Annotated in this window: 20 protein-coding genes; 15 read left to right on the top strand and 5 right to left on the bottom strand. The window is 58.2% G+C overall.

Annotated features, from left to right (window positions below; genetic code table 11):
• The first annotated feature begins 148 nt into the window (after positions 1-148).
• From Q1J88_RS05005 to ssb, 10 genes are all read left to right on the top strand, one after another.
• Positions 149-1,309: an alpha/beta hydrolase gene (locus Q1J88_RS05005; protein ID WP_301116461.1), complete on the top strand. Its 1,161-nt coding sequence runs from the start codon at positions 149-151 to the stop codon at positions 1,307-1,309.
• Positions 1,309-1,623: a subunit of meta cleavage enzyme gene (locus Q1J88_RS05000; RefSeq protein WP_301116503.1), complete on the top strand. Its 315-nt coding sequence runs from the start codon at positions 1,309-1,311 to the stop codon at positions 1,621-1,623. Before Q1J88_RS05005 ends, Q1J88_RS05000 begins: the two co-directional genes overlap by 1 nt.
• Positions 1,616-2,446 carry a 2,3-dihydroxyphenylpropionate 1,2-dioxygenase gene (locus Q1J88_RS04995; protein ID WP_301116460.1) on the top strand — a complete coding sequence of 277 codons (831 nt, stop codon included), beginning with the start codon at positions 1,616-1,618 and terminating at the stop codon, positions 2,444-2,446. The genes Q1J88_RS05000 and Q1J88_RS04995 overlap by 8 nt, the downstream gene beginning before the upstream one ends.
• Positions 2,443-3,228: an alpha/beta hydrolase gene (locus tag Q1J88_RS04990; protein WP_301116459.1), complete on the top strand. Its 786-nt coding sequence runs from the start codon at positions 2,443-2,445 to the stop codon at positions 3,226-3,228. Before Q1J88_RS04995 ends, Q1J88_RS04990 begins: the two co-directional genes overlap by 4 nt.
• Before the next feature lie 38 nt (positions 3,229-3,266).
• A complete protein-coding gene (locus tag Q1J88_RS04985) occupies positions 3,267-4,178 on the top strand; it encodes an ABC transporter substrate-binding protein (protein WP_301116458.1) in 912 nt (303 codons plus the stop codon).
• Between the two features lie 220 nt (positions 4,179-4,398).
• A complete protein-coding gene (locus tag Q1J88_RS04980; protein ID WP_301116502.1) occupies positions 4,399-5,103 on the top strand; it encodes an ABC transporter ATP-binding protein in 705 nt (234 codons plus the stop codon).
• Positions 5,103-5,870, top strand: a complete 768-nt coding sequence (locus tag Q1J88_RS04975; RefSeq protein ID WP_301116457.1) for an ABC transporter permease — start codon at positions 5,103-5,105, stop codon at positions 5,868-5,870. The genes Q1J88_RS04980 and Q1J88_RS04975 overlap by 1 nt, the downstream gene beginning before the upstream one ends.
• Positions 5,867-6,634: an ABC transporter permease gene (locus tag Q1J88_RS04970; RefSeq protein ID WP_301116456.1), complete on the top strand. Its 768-nt coding sequence runs from the start codon at positions 5,867-5,869 to the stop codon at positions 6,632-6,634. Before Q1J88_RS04975 ends, Q1J88_RS04970 begins: the two co-directional genes overlap by 4 nt.
• A 9-nt stretch (positions 6,635-6,643) precedes the next feature.
• The gene (locus Q1J88_RS04965) at positions 6,644-7,612 is read left to right on the top strand and encodes a helix-turn-helix domain-containing protein (protein WP_301116455.1); all 969 of its coding nucleotides are present in this window, start codon (positions 6,644-6,646) and stop codon (positions 7,610-7,612) included.
• Between the two features lie 241 nt (positions 7,613-7,853).
• A complete protein-coding gene (gene ssb / locus Q1J88_RS04960; RefSeq protein WP_301116453.1) occupies positions 7,854-8,339 on the top strand; it encodes a single-stranded DNA-binding protein in 486 nt (161 codons plus the stop codon).
• Positions 8,340-8,387: 48 nt separating this feature from the next.
• Here the strand turns inward: ssb and Q1J88_RS04955 are convergent, their stop codons facing one another.
• The gene (locus tag Q1J88_RS04955) at positions 8,388-9,866 is read right to left on the bottom strand and encodes an amidase (RefSeq protein ID WP_301116501.1); all 1,479 of its coding nucleotides are present in this window, start codon (positions 9,864-9,866) and stop codon (positions 8,388-8,390) included.
• Positions 9,867-10,068: 202 nt separating this feature from the next.
• On the opposite strand from Q1J88_RS04955, the gene Q1J88_RS04950 reads away from it, so the two are divergent.
• From Q1J88_RS04950 to Q1J88_RS04935, 4 genes are read left to right on the top strand one after another with little or no spacing between them, the layout of a single operon-like run.
• Entirely contained in the window at positions 10,069-11,286 is a 1,218-nt protein-coding gene (locus tag Q1J88_RS04950) for an amino acid ABC transporter substrate-binding protein (RefSeq protein WP_301116452.1), read from the top strand.
• 29 nt (positions 11,287-11,315) lie between these two features.
• Positions 11,316-12,173 carry a branched-chain amino acid ABC transporter permease gene (locus tag Q1J88_RS04945; protein WP_301116451.1) on the top strand — a complete coding sequence of 286 codons (858 nt, stop codon included), beginning with the start codon at positions 11,316-11,318 and terminating at the stop codon, positions 12,171-12,173.
• 2 nt (positions 12,174-12,175) lie between these two features.
• Positions 12,176-14,122, top strand: coding sequence for a branched-chain amino acid ABC transporter ATP-binding protein/permease (locus Q1J88_RS04940; protein WP_301116450.1), 1,947 nt, complete (start codon positions 12,176-12,178; stop codon positions 14,120-14,122).
• The gene (locus tag Q1J88_RS04935) at positions 14,115-14,843 is read left to right on the top strand and encodes an ABC transporter ATP-binding protein (protein ID WP_301116449.1); all 729 of its coding nucleotides are present in this window, start codon (positions 14,115-14,117) and stop codon (positions 14,841-14,843) included. The genes Q1J88_RS04940 and Q1J88_RS04935 overlap by 8 nt, the downstream gene beginning before the upstream one ends.
• Here Q1J88_RS04935 and Q1J88_RS04930 read toward each other — a convergent pair.
• Positions 14,834-15,781 (bottom strand): VOC family protein, encoded by a 948-nt coding sequence (locus tag Q1J88_RS04930; RefSeq protein WP_301116448.1) that lies wholly within the window; start codon positions 15,779-15,781, stop codon positions 14,834-14,836. The genes Q1J88_RS04935 and Q1J88_RS04930 overlap by 10 nt on opposite strands.
• A 65-nt stretch (positions 15,782-15,846) precedes the next feature.
• Complete coding sequence (locus tag Q1J88_RS04925; protein WP_301116446.1) at positions 15,847-16,686, bottom strand: fumarylacetoacetate hydrolase family protein; 840 nt, start codon at positions 16,684-16,686, stop codon at positions 15,847-15,849.
• A gap of 173 nt (positions 16,687-16,859) precedes the next feature.
• Between Q1J88_RS04925 and Q1J88_RS04920 the strand changes: the two genes are divergently transcribed.
• Positions 16,860-17,537 (top strand): FCD domain-containing protein, encoded by a 678-nt coding sequence (locus Q1J88_RS04920; RefSeq protein ID WP_301116445.1) that lies wholly within the window; start codon positions 16,860-16,862, stop codon positions 17,535-17,537.
• Here the strand turns inward: Q1J88_RS04920 and Q1J88_RS04915 are convergent.
• Complete coding sequence (locus Q1J88_RS04915) at positions 17,534-18,334, bottom strand: class II aldolase/adducin family protein (protein WP_301116444.1); 801 nt, start codon at positions 18,332-18,334, stop codon at positions 17,534-17,536. The two genes, Q1J88_RS04920 and Q1J88_RS04915, sit on opposite strands and share 4 nt — an antisense overlap.
• 28 nt (positions 18,335-18,362) lie before the next feature.
• Positions 18,363-19,409 (bottom strand): 2-dehydropantoate 2-reductase, encoded by a 1,047-nt coding sequence (locus Q1J88_RS04910; protein WP_301116443.1) that lies wholly within the window; start codon positions 19,407-19,409, stop codon positions 18,363-18,365.
• Positions 19,410-19,466: the final 57 nt, after the last annotated feature.

Below are 19,466 nucleotides of genomic sequence, written 5' to 3'. Positions count from 1 at the left end.
AGTCCACCACCGAAGGTGCAGAAACAGTCAAAAGATTGTGCTGAATTGGCACAGTACGAACGAGGTTGCGTCCCTATGATCTAAACCATCAGCCGTTGCGTCATGGCCTTGTGCGGGCGCCGGCAATTACAAGAAATCGGAGACAGCATTGAACGACACGTTAACGGGCGCAACGGTGTCGGGGCGTCCCAAGACTTTGGCCGAGGCTAAACAGTGGATGCTGGCCAGGCTTGCCAAGCGTATCCATCCCATGAACTCGCTGCCGGCAGATGAAGGAGTCCAGTGGATTCAGGGCGTTCCGGGCCTGGACGGCAAGGCCTGGGGCGAATACTGGGAAGCGCTTGGGCTTGGCATACTCGAGCAGGCTCGGGCAGCCGAACACTCCGGCAACACCGGATTGGCATCGCAGCTGTTTCAGAAAGCCAGCGGCGTGTTCTTCATGGGCCGCTTTCCGTGCCCCAATCATCCTGCCAAGGTCCGGTGCGCGGTCGCCGAACGAGACGCCTATGTAAAGGGTGCAAGGTATTGGCAATATCCAGTCAATCGCGTTGTCATTCCCTTTGACGGGCGCCAGGGCGAGGGAAAAGAAATCGTATTGCTCGAGCGTCGGCCTGCCGGGCAAGCCCCGTTCCCCGTTGTCGTGATGTGGGGAGGCGTTGACGCCTATAAAGAACAAATGACTGCGGCTTCGGATGCGTTTCTGGCGCAGGGGGTAGCGACCATTGCCATGGACAATGCCGGTACCGGCGAATCTCCTGTCAAAGGTGTTCCCGATGCCGAACGCCAGTTCATCACGGTCTTCGACTGGATTGCGCAACAGCCCCAGTACAAGGCATCGCGCATCGGATGCCTGGGCAGGTCGTTCGGGGGTTATTGGGCGACCAAGCTGGCACATCTGATGCATGGTCGTTTGGCAGGATGCGTGAACTGGGGTGGAGGCGCGCACTACATGTTCCAACCAGCCTGGGTAGAGGCGTCACGCTATCCCGACAGTTATCTCATGGAGCTGGTCGAAACGCGGTCACTTATGCTGGGTGCTACCAACGACACCGAATACATCGAAGGTTTCAAACGCTTGTCCTTGCTGGATCAAGGGATACTTGACCAGCCTTGTGCACCTTTGTTGCTGGTAAACGGCAAGGAAGACAGGCAGTGCCCGGTGCAGGACATCGCGCTTTTGACCGAAACGGGTTCACCCAAGTGTGTTCGCCTGTTTCCAGGGGGGCATATGGGTCTGACACCCGCAACATTGCCCACGATAGTCGATTGGCTATGCAAGCAGGTCAAAGGCGAAGGAGTCAGGTCGTGATGCAGAACTGGCGCCACCCTATGCCCACCCCCGAGTGCTATGCGATGAGTCGAATCCTTTACGATATTCATCATCAGCCCAGTGCTCTGGAAGAATATAAAAAAGACCCTGACCAATACATGGCCAGTGCGCCACTGCCGGCACACCTTAAGGCAGCCATACGCGACAACGATATCGGTGCAATGTATCTCCAGGGCGTGAACCCATTGCTGCTTCGGGCACATTGTCTGGGGCTGCGTATTCCCGAGAGCGATTTTGTGGCCTCGTTAAAGGCCATAGAGCCCGTCATTCGTCAGGAGACCGATCATGGCTGAGCTCGTCGGCGTGTTCGCATGCAGCCACACCCCGGTCATGCTCAATTTTCCGGATGCCATTCCTGAAGCTGATCGAACCGACATCTTCAAGGCGTTCCAGGAATTGGGCGAAGCGTTACGCAGATCCAGCCCTGATGCCGTCATTGTGATTTCCGACGATCACGTCCACAACTTCTTTTTGGACAACCTTCCAGCGTTTTGCATCGGCACAACCGATTCGTATCAGTCTCCCGTCGAGCATTGGCTGAAAGCTGAAAAGCACACATTGAAGGGTCACAGGCAGTTGGGGGCGCATATACTGCACGTAGCCTTGCACGAAGGGTTCGATCCGGCGTTTTCCATGGAACTGACTCTGGACCATGGCGTATTGACCCCGCTGGTTCTGGCAGGCATTGCAAACGAGGTCAGCATTGTGCCGCTGATGGTCAACTGTGTTCAGCCACCCCTGCCGACCATGAAGCGGGCCCTGCAGTGGGGGCAGTTACTGTCCCGGGCCATAAGCCGCTATCCACAACCCCAGCGTATTGCAATCTTGGCTACTGGTGGACTGAGTCATGACATCTCGACGCCGCGCATGGGGATGGTCAACGACGAGTTCGACCGACGTTTTTTAGGCTTGCTGGCGCAAGACGATCACGAGGCGTTGATCGACTACGTCACGAACCATGTTGATGAGGCCGGAAACGGCGCCGAAGAAGTCCGGACCTGGCTGGTGGCCCACGGCGCTGCTAACGGCCCATTCAGGCAAATCTATTACAAGCCAATGCCCGCCTGGTATACCGGGATAGGCCTTGGCCAGTGGCAGCCGGGAGGCACCGCATGACCCGCTGCGCCTACCGCGTTGATGGACCCAACGACGGACCGCCGGTCGTCCTTTTGCACGCCATTGCTACCACAAGCAGCTTATGGGCGGCGCAGCTTCCTGTGTGGGCGGCTGCTTTCCGTCTGATAAGCATTGATCTTCCTGGTCATGGCAACAGTCCCGACCAACAAGGCGATCTCGATCTGGCCGACTACGCAGATTGCGTATGCGAAGTGCTTGACGAGCTTCGGATCGGACGTGCGTCCGTCGTGGGATTATCGTTAGGAGGCATGATTGCGCAGGCATTCGCCCTGAAATATCCTCATCGTCTGACGGCCCTGGTGCTGGCACACACCAGTGCCAGAACCGAAGCACCCGTCAAGGGAATCTGGAGCGGACGTATCGCACGATTCGAAAAAGAGGGAATGGAAGCGCAGGTCCTCCCTACGCTCGAACGATGGTTCACGCGGGCGTTTGCCGAATCGTCCCCGCTGACATTGGCCTGGCTGTCAGACCAGATCAGGCGTACGTCCAGCTGGGGGTATGTGTCGGCGATCAAGGCAATTCAAGGTCTGGATCATCTCGATAAACTTCAGAAAATCAAGGCTCCGGCTTTGGTGGTGGCCGGAGAGCAGGATTCGGCTGTGCCGCCGGCGGCCGCGGCCAAAATTGCCGAGCGTTTGAACAACGCACAGATGCTGGTGGTGCCGGGCGCCGCCCATCTGGGTAATGTAGAAAAGCCCGTTGAGTTCACCGAAGCAGTTGGCGCCTTCCTGCGCCAGGTATCGCAGCCGTCGTTGTAAAGCAATTTGAACGCAAAACACTAACGGAGACACCAATCATGAACAAGTTCATCAAATGGGTAATTGCGGTAGCGGGGTTCGGCCTTGGTGTAGCGGCTGCCGAGCCCGTAAAGGTCGCAGTAGGTTATCCGCCGGCGGCCGACTGGTTGCCGGCCATGGTAGCCAAGGACACAGGAATTTTCGACAAAAATGGTCTGGACGTTTCTTTGTCCAAGATTGTCATCGTTTCAAATATTCCGGCAGCCATTATGTCGGGCAGCCTGAACATCGGCGCCACAACGCCAACCGCACTGATTGATACCTCGATGTCCGGGCTGGATCTGGTCGCCGTCGCCGGAGCCACCCGTTTCACCAAGGATGCTGCGTTTTTCAGTGTCGTGGCTCGAGAGGGCGCCGATATCAAGACCGCGAAAGATCTGGAAGGTAAAAAAGTCGGCGTTCCGGGTATTCGCAGCGTGGCTGACGTACTTTTCCGCAAGTGGCTGATCGACAAGGGGGCAGATGTATCGAAGGTGGCGATAGTCGAGGCGCCGTTTCCGCAGATGAAAGATCTGCTGAAGGCCGGGACGATCGACGCTGTGCCTGTGTTGGAACCGTTTCGCACGGCCATCGTATCGGACAAGACCGGCTATCGCGTAGCTGAGTACATTGCCGAAGTCAACGAGGATATTCTTGGCCCTGTCTGGGCCGGCAGCCGGAAGTGGCTGGACGCCAATCCCTCGGTGGCCCCGGCGTTCCGTAAATCCCTGGTCGAAGCGCTGGAGTTTATCCGTGCCAACCCCGATCAGGCCCGCGAAATCGAGAAAAAGTACCTGGGATATTCGACCCAGCTGAAGGTGCCCTATTCGCTTGAAGTCGATCCGGCCGAACTCAAGATCTACGCCGAGATCTTCAAGGAGGTAGGTTTCGCCGACAAGGTCGCTGATACGTCAGGCTTGGTCTATCCCTAGTCTCCCGTTTCTGGACACGTGCCATCGTCTGCGGGTTTCACCTCTTGCCCGCAGGCGTTTTGGCACACAGAATATTCAGGAGCGAACGTCGCAGGAAGCTTTTATGCTCCATAACGATTTACACGAAAGGGCAGGTGCATTGCACGCCGCACATTCGGATATGCCGGCGATTCGGGTTCACGGCCTGGGGATGGCGTTTGGCGAAGGCGCCACCAGCCGCATGGTCATTAAAGATATGGATCTGTCTGTAGCCGCCGGCGAATTCCTTTGTATCGTGGGTGCCTCGGGCTGCGGCAAAACAACCTTGCTGCGTCTGCTGGCCGGTCTGGCGCGTCCCACTGCGGGGCGTGTCGACTTCTACGGAAAGTCTGTCACTGCCCCCTCTCGCGAACGCGCCATCGTGTTTCAGGATTACAGCCGTGCGTTGCTGCCGTGGCGCACGGTGGCCGGCAATATCGCTCTGGCCCTCGAGACATGCGGCCTCCCCAAAGCTCAGCATTCTCAACGTATCGCACAGCTTGCGGCAACAATGGGCCTGTCCCATGCTATTGACCAATATCCCAGCCAGCTGTCAGGGGGCATGCAGCAGCGGGTGCAGATTGCGCGTTGTCTTGCCCAGGATCCCACCCTGCTTCTGATGGACGAACCCTTCGGCGCGCTTGACGCCATCACACGTCAGGGCCTGCAGGACGAAGTCGCCCATCTGGCCGAAGCTCATGGCACAACAGTAGTGTTCATCACCCACGACCTTGAAGAGGCAATTTACCTGGGCGATAGGGTCATCGTTCTGGCCAGCAATCCCGGCCGCATCCTCAAGGAAATTCCGGTCAATATTCCCCGTCCCCGTCACCAGTTGACTACTCGCGAAGACCCCCGGTTTCTCGCTCTGCGTCACGAACTGTTCGGATTGCTGGAGGGGCACTGATGCCGACTCGCTGGCTCGGCGCACTCATCCCTGCGGTACTGGTAATTATCTGGGAGTTGCTCTGGCATATCGAGAGCCTGCGCATGGATTCCCTGTCCCGGCCGCTGGATGTCGCGGTCGCGCTATACCACGGGCTCACGGACGGCACCTTGTTGGTGGCAACGGTCGAAACCTTCGAGGCCGCGCTCCTGGGCTTCCTGATAGCTGCCGTCATGGGCTTGTTTGCTGGTGTTGTACTTGGACTGATGCCCTGGCTCGAAAGGGTGGTGGGGCCTTCCATAGACGCGATGCGCCCTGTGCCATCAGTGGCGCTGATACCCCTGGCCCTGATGATTTTTGGCTTTGGTGTGCGAATGGAAGCCTCCGTAGTGGCGTTCGCATGCTTATGGCCGATTCTTATCGTCACGATTTCGGCCGTACGAAGCGTCGATCCGTCTTTGCTCAATGTGGCGCGGGTACTCGAGATGACCGCCTGGCAGCGCATGGTCAAGATAATTCTGCCGGCGGCACTGGCGCGCATCGCCGTCGGATTGCAGCTTGCCCTGGCAATTTCTCTGGTTGTGGCGGTAACGGTCGAGATCGTGCTTAATCCACGCGGGCTCGGCCACGGCATGATGTCGGCGCAGCAAGCGATGCGATTCGACCAGATGTATGCGCAGCTGCTGTGGATTGGTGTGGTCGGTTGGGGGCTTAGCGCCGGCAGCCAGGCACTCATCAATATCTGCTCTCCGGCGTATCGTGCCCAGCGCACCAAGGAGCGGACATGAGCGCGCGCAGACGCTGGCTTTACCGCATCGGTGCAATTGGCTTTGCGGTATTTCTGTTGGCGGTATGGCAACTGCTGGCAATGCTTGAAGTCATCTCGCCGTTGTTCTTCCCTTCGCCTTCCCGCAGTTTCGCAGAGCTCTGGTCCCAGATTGTCAGCGGAAGAATCTGGGAGCCGTTTTCACAAACCGTGGTGCGTATGTTCTACGGCTGGCTGCTTGCGTCTGTGCTGGGTGTGGGTCTGGGTGCATTGATCGCTGGCTCGCGCATCAGCCGGCAGCTTTTTACGCCTACGCTTGAGTTCCTGCGCCCGATGCCGGCGTCGGCGATTATCCCGGTGGCCATTCTGGCCTTTGGCCTTACCAACAAAATGTCCACGGCGGTGATTGCATTTGGCTCGATCTGGCCGGTGCTTCTGGCCGCCGTTCAAGGTTTCTCGTCTGTAGAGCCGCGCCTGCTCGAGGTGGCCGACGCCATGCGCATGAACGTGTGGGACCGTTTCAGGAAGGTATCGCTGCCAAGCGCCATGCCTGATATTCTGGCCGGGGCACGTGTTGGTCTGGCCATCGCGCTTATCCTGGCGGTGGTTACCGAAATGCAGGCGTCGTTGCCGGGTTTGGGTCAGAGCATCCTTATGGCCCAGCGTTCATACCGTACTCCCGAGCTGTATGCCGGCGTGGTAATGTTGGGTGTTATCGGGTTTGGCGCCTCTATGTTGTTGCAATGGATAGAGCGCTGCATTTTGAGATGGCGGTCCGTTCAGTGAGATTAAGCTATGACTCAAGTGCAAGATCAGGGCGTACAGGGCTCGCAATATAGCGCTCAGTGCCCCTTGAGTTTTCAGCAACATATGGAGTCGATGTTTTCGGTTGGCCTGGTGGTCAGGTCCGAAGACGAAAATCCGTTCGAGGCCACGATCTCGGCCTATCGGGGACGTAAATTGCGCTTCGCATCATTGCGATTTTCGCCTCATTCCACGTCCTCCCTTGCCGTGGGCCAGCGGTCCAATCGTCTATTGGTTACCTTGCAGAAAGAAGGCGTCGCCCTGGTTCACCAGGACGGCCGGGAGTGCCGGGTCGAGGCGGGCGACATATTCATGGTCGATCCCCAGCGTCAATTTTTTATCGAGACCGGCGAAATCCTTACCCATTCCGTATACCTGGAGCCCGAAGAACTGCGCAATCTTGTGCCGGATTTCGACCACTACACAGCTCGGGTGATCAATGGCCGCCAGGGACCGGGTGCCTTATTCAGTGGCTTGCTCGATGGAATGTTCCGTCTGGCCTCGGTTCTGAACGAAGAAACTGCCGATCGAATTGCAGAGTCGCTGCCGTATGTGCTGACAGCGGCACTAAGCAGCCTTACCATCGACCAGCCGGTGCCGCCCTCACGGCTGAAACAACTGCACAAACAACGGATCTTGCGATACATGCAGGACAATCTGCGCGACAGCGACCTTTCGGCTTCTTCCATTGCTGCGGGGGTGGGCTTGTCGACGCGCTACGTCTACGAACTGTTTTCAGACGAAGAAGAATCCCTCATGAGGCGGGTGCTGCGCAGCCGGCTCGAACGCTGTCGTGCCGAGCTTGCCGTGCCCATGGCCGGCGGGCGCTCCATCGGCGAAATCGCCTATTACTGGGGCTTTAACGACGTTGCGCATTTCAGCCGGGCCTTTCGCAAGCAGTTTGGAGTGTCTCCAAGGGAGTATCGTCAGCAGCAGGCTACGCGACATATCGCACAATAAATAAAGGGCCAAGGGCCGATTTGGCGGGGTGACGCCGGGGTCGCCCACGTCAGCCACCGGTGCCGGCAGATGCCGCCGGTTTGTTAGTATGGTAGTAAAGCTGACGACGTAGCGGGCGCCACGAGCTCAATACGCCTGGTGGGCAATTTCAGCGCGCGTAGATGTGCGTAAGGTTTGCGAGGGCGGCCCGAAAATCGTCGATAATAGCGGTAATCTGAATTCAAATCTTAAGGGTACTGTCATGGCCTCAGTCAATAAAGTCATTCTCGTCGGCAACTTGGGACGCGATCCCGAAGTTCGCTACAGCCCGGACGGTGCCGCGATATGCAACGTGTCTATCGCCACCACTTCTCAATGGAAAGACAAGGCCACTGGCGAACGTCGCGAAGAAACCGAGTGGCATCGCGTCGTGTTCTATAACCGCCTGGCCGAAATCGCCGGCGAGTACCTTCGCAAGGGCCGTTCGGTTTATGTAGAAGGTCGCCTTAAAACACGCAAATGGCAAGACAAGGAAACAGGCGCCGATCGCTATTCCACCGAAATCGTGGCCGACCAGATGCAGATGCTGGGCGGGCGCGCCGACAACATGGGCGATGCGCCCATGGGTGATTACGGCGGCGGGCAGCAACAGCGTCCCCAGCGTCCTGCGCAGCAGCAGCGGCCGGCGTCGCCACAAGGCGCACCCGCAGCCAACCTGGCCGATCTGGACGACGATATTCCGTTCTAGCGAACACCAGTTAAAAGCTGTTGGTAGTAATCTCCGGGAAGCCTGTATTTATGCAGGCTTACCCATCGCTTCTTCCCACGCCCGCCCCAACTGCAATACCTGCCAATCCGATCCTGGCCTGCCAAGAATTTGCAGTCCCGAGGGCAGACCCTGTGCGTTTAAGCCGGCGGGAACACTCAGTGCCGGGCACCCCATTAGCGTTGCCAGTATCGTGACCTCCATCCAGCGATGGTAGGTGTCCATGGTCCGGCCGTTAATCTCCTTCGGCCAATGTGTGTCTACATCAAATGGAAACACCTGTGCGGCCGGCAGCACCAGAAATTCCACACTTTCGAATAACTGCATGACCGTGCGATAAATGGCTGATCGCGCCATTGATGCCTTGAACAGCTGCGACGCGGGCATGTCCAGACCCTGCTCTATTTCCCAGATGGCTTCGGGTTTCAGCTTTGCGCGACGTTTTGGGTCGGCGTAGTGCACGCCCAGTGTTCCGGCCAGCAGATAGTGTCGCCACGTCAACCACGTATCCCAAAGCTGTGCCGGAGAAAACGGCGGCTTCACGGCGTCAACCGTGGCGCCTACGGTATCGAAGGTTGCCAGCGACGCTTCGCACAGCTCAAGCACACCTGGCTGGAATGGCAAATGCCCGTCCAGGTCGCCCAGCCAGCCGATTCTGACGCCGTCAAAGTCTCGTTCGAGGGTGCCCGCTGCAAGCAGGTCGTCGGGGGAAACCGTTGCGGGTTCAGCGGGCAGTGCATCGCGTAGCGAAAACGGGTCATATATATCGTGACCGGCCTGTGTCAGCAGCAGCATTGCCAGGTCGGTGACGTTTCTGGCCATAGGGCCGTCGGTGGCCAGTTGCTGGCAGAACAGATCGGGGCTGCCAGATGGAACCCGACCGTGCGAAGGACGCAAGCCATATACATTGTTGAAGGCAGCGGGGTTACGCAGGGAACCCATCATGTCGCTGCCGTCCGCCACCGGCAGCATGCCAAGCGCCAGGGCTACTGCTGCGCCGCCGCTGGAGCCGCCTGCCGTCAGCGCAGGATTCAAGGCGTTTCGCGTTGGCCCGAATATCGGGTTGTAGGTTTGCGACCCCAGCGCGAACTCAGGCACGTTCGTCTTGCCGATAAAAATTGATCCGGCGGCCCGCATGCGGGCAACCACCGGCGCATCGGTGTCGGGCACAAAGTCTTGCAGCAGGGGCGAGCCAAAGGTGGTGCGCAGTCCGCGCGTAAGGGTCACGTCTTTGGGCGCCTGGGGCATGCCGTGCATCCACCCCATGTACTTGCCGCCAGCCAGCATGCGGTCGTATTCAGCCGCCTCGCTCAACAGTTCGTCGGCAGGGCGTAACGACACGATGGCATTGAATGTCGGATTCAACCGGTTTATCTGCTGAAGGTAAGACTGCATGACCTCAACACACGACAGCTGCTTGCTCCGTATAAATCGGGATAGCGCTACGGCGTCGAGATCGGTGATGCTGTCCATGCCTGTCTCCTTTTTTTGATGGCTCCCAGCCCGTATGCATGGAAACCCTGATGTCCTTTTCAGGTCGGCAATATATACTTTTGGCAGGTTTGTATATTTTGATCGTTTTTTTAATATGATACTTACATAGAGCTTGCTTCATAAAGCAACTCGTGACGTAATCCTACTAACGAAGCCACAGAGTTTCGCCAAATCCAAACAATAATCCGCTAGACAGGCATCCAACAGGAGACAAAACATGACGATCGATCGACGTGCCTTTTTAGCCGCTGTCAGTGCAATGGGTGCAGGCACACTTGCATCCAAGGCGTTTGCGCAGTCAGGCGGCAAGCCTTCGGGCGACCCCATTCGCATCGGTGGCACCCTGGCCCTGACCGGCCCCTTGGCCTCTACCGGCCTGGTCCACAAGCTTACCGGCGAAATCTACATAGACGACCTGAATGCACGCGGAGGTCTGCTGGGCCGGCCCGTCGAGTGGGTTCTGAAAGACGATCAGTCAAAGCCTGATGTAGCACGCACCCTGTACGAGCAGCTTGTCACATCCGACAAGGTCGATCTCCTGATCGGCCCGTACGCCACCGGAAACATTCTTTCCGCCATGGGCGTAGCACAACGCTACAACAAGATGCTGGTGCATCACACGTTTGGCATTCCCAAGCTTGCAAAGTACGAGCGCCAGTTCCCGGCATGGTCGCTTGGGCCCGACCCCGAAACCACCACGCCTACCATGTTGCTCGATATGATGGCGCAGTCCGACAACCCGCCAAAACGCGTGGCCGTCGTTACCAGCAAGTTTCCGTCGGTCCACTTCGTATCACTGGGTGCCCGCGAAGTCGTCAAAAACAAGGGCCTCGAAGAAGTCCTGTTCCTTGAATGGGATTTCGGCAATCGCGATTACGCGCCGATTGCGGGTCGCATCAAAGAAGCTGATCCCGACCTGCTTTGGGTGGGCGGCCTGGGTCTCGAAGGCGTCATGTTGCTCGACGCACTCAAAAAAATCGATTACATCCCGCGCAATCACTTCCACCTGTATCCGGCACCGGCTCCCATGCTGAAGGCTCCCGAGGCCAACGGTGCATTGTCCCTTACGGTCTTCGAGGCGCATCCTCCGTTTACCGATAACCCGGTGGCCGACAAGTTCGTCAAGGAATACGCAGTGCGCGCCACCAAGGCCAACCTGCCGGACACGGCAGTCGAGGTGCAGGCTGCGGCATCGTTTTCGGCGTGGCAAATTCTCGAAGCGGCAGTCAAGGCCACCAATTCTCTCGACGACGAGAAGATGGCCGAATGGCTACGCAACAATACTGTCGACACTATTCAAGGTAAGCAGCGGTTCAACGAGCGCGGCAACTTCGGTGATGACCTTGGGCGCATCAAGCAGGTGCAGGACGGCAAGTGGGTCACGGTATGGCCCACCGAATGGGCTGCTCCGGGCGCCAAACTTCGTACCAAGTAATCACGGAACCTAAATTCGTTGCTTAGCAGATGACACTACCAAGCTCCACCTTGTTGGCCCAGTCCATTCTGGCGGGCATTTTCACCGGCGCGTTATATGGACTTTTGGGGCTTGGGCTAAGCCTGTCCTGGGGCATGTTGCGCCAGATCAATCTGGCGCACTTCGCCCTGGCGTTTTTGGGTGCGTACCTTACCTATCAGCTGGCCAGCTATGGGGGCGTCGACCCCATGCTGACCCTGCTGATGATTGTCCCGTTGTTTTTCGTGTTCGGCATTGCCGTGCACTGGGTGTTGTCGCATTTCAAGGTCACGCCCTTCAACTCCTTGCTGATCACCTTCGGCCTTACCATCATCATCGAGGCGGTGTTGCAATGGATCTGGACAGCCGATTACCGAAGGCTTGAATCCAGCTACGCCGAGCATCGCTACCGTGTGGGCGAACTGTTTCTGCCGCTTCCCGAATTAATCACCTTGGGGCTCAGCGTTGGCATTGCGGTTGCCGCCTGGCTGGTGCTCAAACGCAGTGATATCGGCAAGGCGTTACGCGCAGCTGCCGAAGATGCACCCATTGCTGCGGCATTTGGCATCAATCAACGCGCGCTGGCTTTATTGCTTTCGGGGCTTAATGCAGCGTTGGCGGGTATTGCAGGCGTTTGCATTGCGCTCAGCTATACCCTTGCTCCATCTCAAATCTATACCTGGATTGGCGTAGTGTTTGCGGCCGTCATGCTCGGCGGGCTCGGACGCCCGATGGGTCCACTTATCGCGGGATGCATCATCGGTGTGTCCGAAGCGGTCACCATGGCGGTGGCTTCGCCTTCGCTGGCGCCGCTGGTGTCCTTCTCGCTACTTATCCTTGTATTGCTAGTCCGTCCAGGTAGGGCTTGATCATGCGTCGTTCTCTAACACTCGTCCTGCTCGCCGGCGTGTTGCTGGCCATCGTGCCGTATCTGGGGCTGCCGGCTTTTTATGAATCTGTTCTGTACCTGATCTTCCATTGGGTTGCACTGGCAACGTCCTGGAATATTTTGTCGGGCTATTCAGGCTATTTTTCGTTTGGCCACGGTGCTTTCTACGGCATTGGCATGTACACCACGGCCACCCTTACCAGCCAGTTCGACGTACCGTTTCTGTGGACGCTTCCAGTGGCTGCGGCGTTTGCCGCCCTGTTCGGAATCGTGCTGGGGGCAGTGTCGTTCCGTGTCAAGGCGGTACGCGGCGAGCTCTTTGCCTTGCTGACGCTCGCTGCCACCTTCGTGGTTGCCACCATCGTGCTCAACGTCCCCCTGATCGATGGCGGGCAGGGTGTGTATTTAAGCGCTGTGCCCATGCCCGACTTCGGCCCTTCACCGTCCGGCACCTTCTATTTGCTTGCGCTGGGCGCTGCCGTCGGCACGCTGGTCATCGCGTTGCTGATCTATTACGCCCGTTTTGGCACCGGGCTCTTCGCCATTCACGATGATGAAGACGTCGCCGAAGTGTTGGGAGTACCCACTTTCAAGTACAAGGTTGCCGCATTTGGGCTTTCTTGTGCCTTGGCGGGCGTGGTGGGTGGCATTCAAGCCATGTTTGTCTCGTACGTCACCACAGGCGATGTGTTCACGGTCGCCATGCCGCTTACGGTTGTCCTGATGAGCGTGCTGGGCGGAACACGCCACTGGCTCGGCCCCGCGGTGGGTGCGCTGGTCATTACATTGCTGCTGTACAGCTTTACTGCAGGCGACAGCGCCGTTATCGGCAAGGTCGCCATGGGCGTAATCCTTATTGTGGTCATCCTGTTCATGCCCGAGGGTATCCTGGGCCAGGCGCTCAAACGTTTCGGGCGCAAACCCCAAGATCGTGCTGCGCGGGCATCCAAATCCCAAGATCGTGCTGGGCAGGCATCCAAATCCCAAGATCATGCTGCGCAGGCATCATTACCGCCATCTGCCATCAATCAGCAGTTGGAAGCTGCTGAAGCAGGCACTGATTCCGTGCCGGCTTCGCCCCGGCCTGAAGATGCCGCCGTCGGCCTCGCGGACGCCGCGCCGGCGGCACCCGGGCGCAGGGCGGCTGCGTCGGGCTCATCAGAGGTGTTGCTGGTCGCCAAAGACGTGGCCAAGTCCTTCCGCGGCGTACGTGCGCTAAAGGGCGTCAATTTGTCGGTGTATCGCGGAGAAATTCTTGGCTTGCTTGGCCCGAACGGCTCGGGCAAGTCCACATTCATCAACGTTGTCAGTGGCCATTTTCCGGCCACGGCGGGCAGTATCGTATTCAAGGGCAACGAGCTTGTCGGTAAAGACGCCCATCTGGTGGCTCGTTGCGGTATTTCTCGTACCTATCAGATACCGCGCCCGTTCGCCCACCTGAGTGTCCTGGAAAACGTAGCCTTGCCTGCCATGTTCGGTGGCCAGCTTACCGAACGTCGACAGGCCGAAGAAGACGCCTGGCAATGGCTGGAATTTACCGGTCTGGCCGGCCGGGCGCATGCCTTGCCCGACGATCTCAACCTGCATCAGCGCAAGTTCCTGGAGTTCGCCCGCGCTTTGGCGGCCAAACCCGAACTGCTGATGCTCGACGAAGTCCTGTCCGGTCTTACGCCCTCTGAAATCGATGAGGCCGTGGCCCTAATCCACCGTATTCGTGAACAGGGTACAACCATATTATTTGTCGAACACGTCATGCGGGCAGTCATGGCCTTGTGTGACCGTATCGTTGTGTTCGACCAGGGGCTGGTTCTGGCCGAGGGTGAACCCCAGCACGTCATGAGTCGCCCCGAAGTCGTGTCGGCCTATTTGGGCAAACCCATCGAAGACGAACACGCAGCCAACGTTTCAGGAGTCCACGCCCATGCTTGAGGTCCAATCGATTCGTGTTGCATACGGCGCGGCAACGGCATTGTGGGATGTATCGCTTGAGGTCGGCGCTGGGGAACTCCTATGTGTCGTGGGCCCCAATAGTGCAGGCAAGACCACTTTAATCAACGCTATCGCCGGCTTGAATCGCATCAGCGCCGGCAAGCTTGTCTTCGACGGCAAGGATATATCCCGCCTGTCATCGCACCGCTTCTGTGCGGCCGGCATTGCTCTGGTTCCAGAAGGCCGGCGACTTTTCACCGAAATGACGGTACGCGAAAACCTCGAGCTGGGCAGCTACATTAGTGCTGCCAAGGCGCATCGCGCAGATTCGCTCGAGCGCGTCTGCCATCTGTTTCCGGCATTGGTGCCCAAGCTCGAAGACCCCGCCGGTTCACTGTCGGGGGGGCAGCAGCAAATGGTGGCTATTGGGCGCGCGCTGATGGCCAAGCCACGACTGCTGCTGCTGGACGAACCTTCGCTGGGCTTGGCGCCCAGCATCGTGCTGGATATGTTCCGGGTCATCCGCGATATCCATTCCGAAGGCATGGCCGTGCTGCTGGTCGAGCAGAACGTGACAATGGCCCTGCAGGTGGCACAGCGGGCTGCCGTGCTCGAAGAAGGCCGTATTGTCGCGACAGGAACCCCGGACGAACTTTTGGCCCGCCCCGAACTGCGGCGGGCCTACCTGGGCCTGGATGCCGAAGAGGCCGTTCAGGCCTGAGTTTCTTCGGCCGGGGTTTCGGTGTTGACGATGAAGTAATCGGGAACGTCGGGGCCCCACAAATACATGGAATCTTCGGGCGGATACTCGCCGGCCTCCCACTGCGTGCCGGCGGCCACGTAGTCGATATCGGCCGAGTACTCCGAGAACGATCCCCAGGGGTCTTGCACGTAGTGGAAATAATTGGACCCAAGCACATGCCGGCCCACACCCCAGCCTTTCTTGTAGCCGGCTGCACCCATCTGGTCTGCACCGCGTCCGACATCGTCGAGCGTGGCGACGTCCCATGAGCAATGGTGAAAGCCCTTTGCGGGGCTTTTGGCGAAAGCCAGGATGTGATGGTCGCAGCCGTGAGGGGCGTGAGTGAATGCGATGATGTCCTGCGACTTGTCCGACAGCCTCAGGCCCAGGGCCTTGTCGTAGAACGCGGTGGCGCGCAGGACGTCGGGGGTAAATAGCAGCACATGCGACAGACGACGAGGTTGCACACGGCCACCTTCCGAGCGTGAGTATGCGCCGCGCTGGTTTTCCTGGGCGACCGGTACGTGGAAAGGTGTCTTGGAGGTAGGCATGGTGCGGGCCCCCTCCTTGACCTGGATCAGGTTGCCGTCGGGGTCGTGGAACCAGATGCCTTCACCGGTTTTAAGAGAAGAGTCGCGGTTGAAATCGGCGCCTGCAGCCTGCGCCTGAGCCCTGATGGTTTCCAGCTCGCCTTTATGGCAGGCAAAGCTCAGGTAGGCAAGCGATTTGTGGTCGGATGCAAGCAGGCGACCCCAGCGATGATTGTCAGCGGCGTGCAGATGGAGCTCGCCGTCGTGGCGTGTGACGGTAAGGCCGAAATTCTCGTAGAAATGCTCGGCCTGCTCGAGAGACGGCACGTTAAGGGCAAAATGGTCAATGGAATGGACGGCTGCACTGCCGACGGATTGAGCTGTCATGTCTTCCTCCGGTGCGTCGGATAGTAATGGGGGCCTTTTTATATTTTTTGCCCCCTGGTCTGGATTTAGGCTTCGTCCACGATGGGATTACGTAGCGTGCCCAGTTTTTCGACTGTGACTTCGCATACGTCGCCATCGCGCATTATCAGTTTGGGGTCGCGAGCCCAGCCAATGCCGGCGGGGGTGCCCGATACAATGACGTCGCCGGCCTCAAGGGTGATGGCTTCGCTGATGATCGAAATGAGCGTGGCCACGTCAAAAATCATGTCAGACGTGCTGGCTGACTGCACGACGTTGCCGTTCAGGCGGGTTTCGATTTTTAGACCTTTGGCGCCGGCGGGAAGTTCGTCGGCCGTGACCAGATCGGGACCGAAGCCTCCGGTGGCGTCAAAGTTCTTGCCGACTGTCCATTGCGGCGCCTTGAACTGATACTCACGTACCGAGCCGTCGTTGAAAATCGAGTAACCGGCTACGCAGCCAAGCGCGTCGTCTTTGGAAATATGGCGTCCACCCTTGCCCAGCACCACGGCGACTTCGCCTTCGTAATCCAGGGAGTCGGACACCCTGGGCCGGACGATGGGCTGATTGTGACCAATAAGACTGGTATTTACACGCAGGAAAAGAGTGGGATAGTCGGGCTGCTCGTATGGGCTTTCGGCCGTGTGATCGGCGTAATTAAGGCCTACACAGATGATTTTGGTGGGCCGGGACAGGGGTGGCAGAAACTTGGCGTCGTCCGCTTTGACAGTTTGCGTGGCAGTGCGGTTGTTGGCGTAGGTAGCCAGATCGGTGCCCTTGGCCAGTAACGATTCCAGGCTTTCGTCGCCGATGACGGCGATATCGCCCTGGCCGTTGCGCACGCCCAATGCAGGCTTGCCGTTGAGTTCTATGGATACATACCGCATGGGTGCCCCTCTTTAAAAGCTGTGCTGGAAGAAAAAGTTTGCCGTTAAATCCTATGCCAAAATATATACAAAATCAAGTTTTATAGATTAATTTAGGTCAAACGGCTAAAATGCGCACATAACAATAAAATTGGTGCATGTTTAACAGGCGTACTATCAGGCAGACCAACACATTGAGCTCCGAACCCACCACCGCACGCACGACGGCCTCCTCTTTGCAGCTGGCCATACGCCAGGATCTGATAAACGGGGTTTTTCCGGCCGGGACCAAATTGCGCATTCGCGAACTTGCCGAGCGTTACGACGTCGGTACCATTCCGTTGCGCGAAGCGCTGTCCCGCCTGTGCAATACCGGCTTTATCGATGCGATCGACCAAAAAGGGTTCCGGGTCTCGGATGTGTCCGACGAAGAACTGCAAGACATCACCCAAACCCGGCAGAAGCTCGAGTCACTGGCCCTTCGTGAGGCAATCGAGCGCCATGATGGCGAATGGGAAGGGCAAGTGCTGGCAGCTTACCACCAGCTCAAGCGACTGCCCTTGCACCTTGAGGGCCCCGAAAAAAACATCAATCCCGACTGGGAACGCGCGCACGACGCCTTTCATGAAACCCTGATTTCGGGTTGCCCGTCGAAATGGCTGAAACGCTTTTGTGCCACCATGCGCGAGCAAACCGCACGCTATCGGGCCTTATCGGCCGGCATAGGCCATGCCGAGCAGCGCGATGTCGACGCCGAGCACGCCGCCATTGTCGAGGCTATCGTCCAGCGCGACGCCGATCTTGCCTGCAGTCTGCTTACCGGCCACTTTGCGGCCACGTCGCGGTTGGTGGCTCGTCTGCTCAAGGACTAGGGCGCAAGCGCTGCTGCATCCAGCCCGTGCTCGCCAAGCATCTTGCGTACCGAGGCCTTGAAGAACTTGTCGGCAAAACCACTATCGCGAATAAGCATCGCGGTAAGGTCAGCGCATTTTTGCTGAACCTCGGCCGACAGGGGCACTTCTTCGCCCGGCATCGCCGCCGACATGCATTGAATCTCGGCAGCACGCTGTACCGTCCATAGCAGGAAAAAGGCCTTGGCGATACTGCCTTCGGCAACGGCAACGCCATGATTGCGCAGCACCAGAATGTGTTTTTGGCCCAGGCTGGCTACCATTCGCGGCTTCTCGTCGTCGAACAAGGTGATGCCTTCAAATTCATGGTAGCCAACCCGGCCGCGTAATTGCGCTCCGTAAAAACTGTTGTGGTCGAAGCCGTCCCGCTTTTGGGCAACTGCCGAAATGGGTGTGGTGTGCGTATGGATGATGCAGCGGATATCGTCTCGTGCCGCGTGCAGGGCCGCATGCAAGGCAAAGCCGGCCGGGTTCCCGTCGTAGGGCGAATCTTCGACCTTGTGGCCGTTGATATCCACCTTGAGCAGGTTGGCGGGAGTCACTTCGCTGTAATTCAGCCCGAAGGGATTGACCAGGTATTCATGAGTAGGGCCGGGCAGGCGTGCAGAAATGTGGTTGAAGATGGATTCGGTCCATCCCATGTAGTCGATCAGGTGATAGCAGTAGGCCAGATCGGTGCGCAGCGCCCATTCTTCGTCACTGCAATGGACGGGCCTTCCGGCATTGAAAGAAGCGAGAGTCTTGGCTTGCAGAGTCATCGGGGTACCTTGTGCAATGGTGGAAGGATCAGGCCGAGGTGGCCGGTGCGCGCCCGGCATCGTCGCGGTAATGCGTCATCGCGAGAATGTCGCTGGTAACCGGCATGGGCATCCCTTGCAGCTGTGCAAGTTCAAGCACGGCGTCACCAATGGCGGCCAATTCAAGACGGTGACCGGAAAGCGCGTCTTGCAGCATGGATGTACGCACAGGCCCCATGCCCTGGGCCTGTTCGATAAAGCTGGACGGGTCAAAATCGATACGGGCGCCGTACGATGCCGCCAGCGCCAGGCATTCATTCATGATCTTTCGTACGATCGGCAACAGGCGCGGGTCGCTGTACAGCGTATCAAGTGTGGCGCCGGTGAGCACCGACAGGGGATTTGACGACAGATTGGCGATGATCTTCGTCCAGAGCGGGTCGCGAATGCGCGGGTTCAGTCGCGATTCGATGCCGGCTGCATTAAGCGCCTGCACCAGTCGGGCCGCCCGGGGTGTTTCGGTATGGTCGATTTCTCCGAGTATGACCAACATATGATTGGTAGAGCTGGCCACACCGGGGGCCAGACGCTCGGCAGTCAGAAACTGGACGGCCCCGATTACCTGGTTGGCGGGAAGCAGCTGCAACAGTCGGCCATCGGGGTCTACTGAATGTACCTGCCGGCCCGCCATTCGTCCCGGCAAGGCCTGAAAATACCACCACGGCACACCGTTAACCATGGGGATAATGCAGGTTTCGGGGCCGATAAGCGGTTGAAGCGTAGCGGCGATCGTGGCCAGATCGTGGGCCTTGGTGCAGATGAAAATTGCATCCTGGATCCCCAGATCAGCCGCACTATCGCTGACCGTAACCGAAGCGATGATGGTTTGTGAGCTGTCCTTGCCGCGGTGAAGCCGCAAGCCGTTTTTTCGCACAGCGTCCAGGGTCGCGCCGCGAGCCAGCAGACTTACACGTTGCCCGCCCTGGGCCAGCATGGCAGCGACTGTGCAGCCGATAGCGCCTGCACCAGCAACCGCCATGCGCAGTGTGCCGGCCTGGGAGACCGGCGTGATTGTAGTAGCTTGGGATGTACTCATTGTCAGGCTCTTCGTCCCGTTGATGAGGCCTTACTCTAGCATCAAATTGGCCTTCCT

It is taken from the genome of Pusillimonas sp., assembly GCF_029263785.1.
Classification (GTDB): domain Bacteria; phylum Pseudomonadota; class Gammaproteobacteria; order Burkholderiales; family Burkholderiaceae_B; genus Pusillimonas.
Note: the sequence above shows the minus strand (reverse complement) of the source record. Positions and strands in the feature narration are given on the sequence as shown.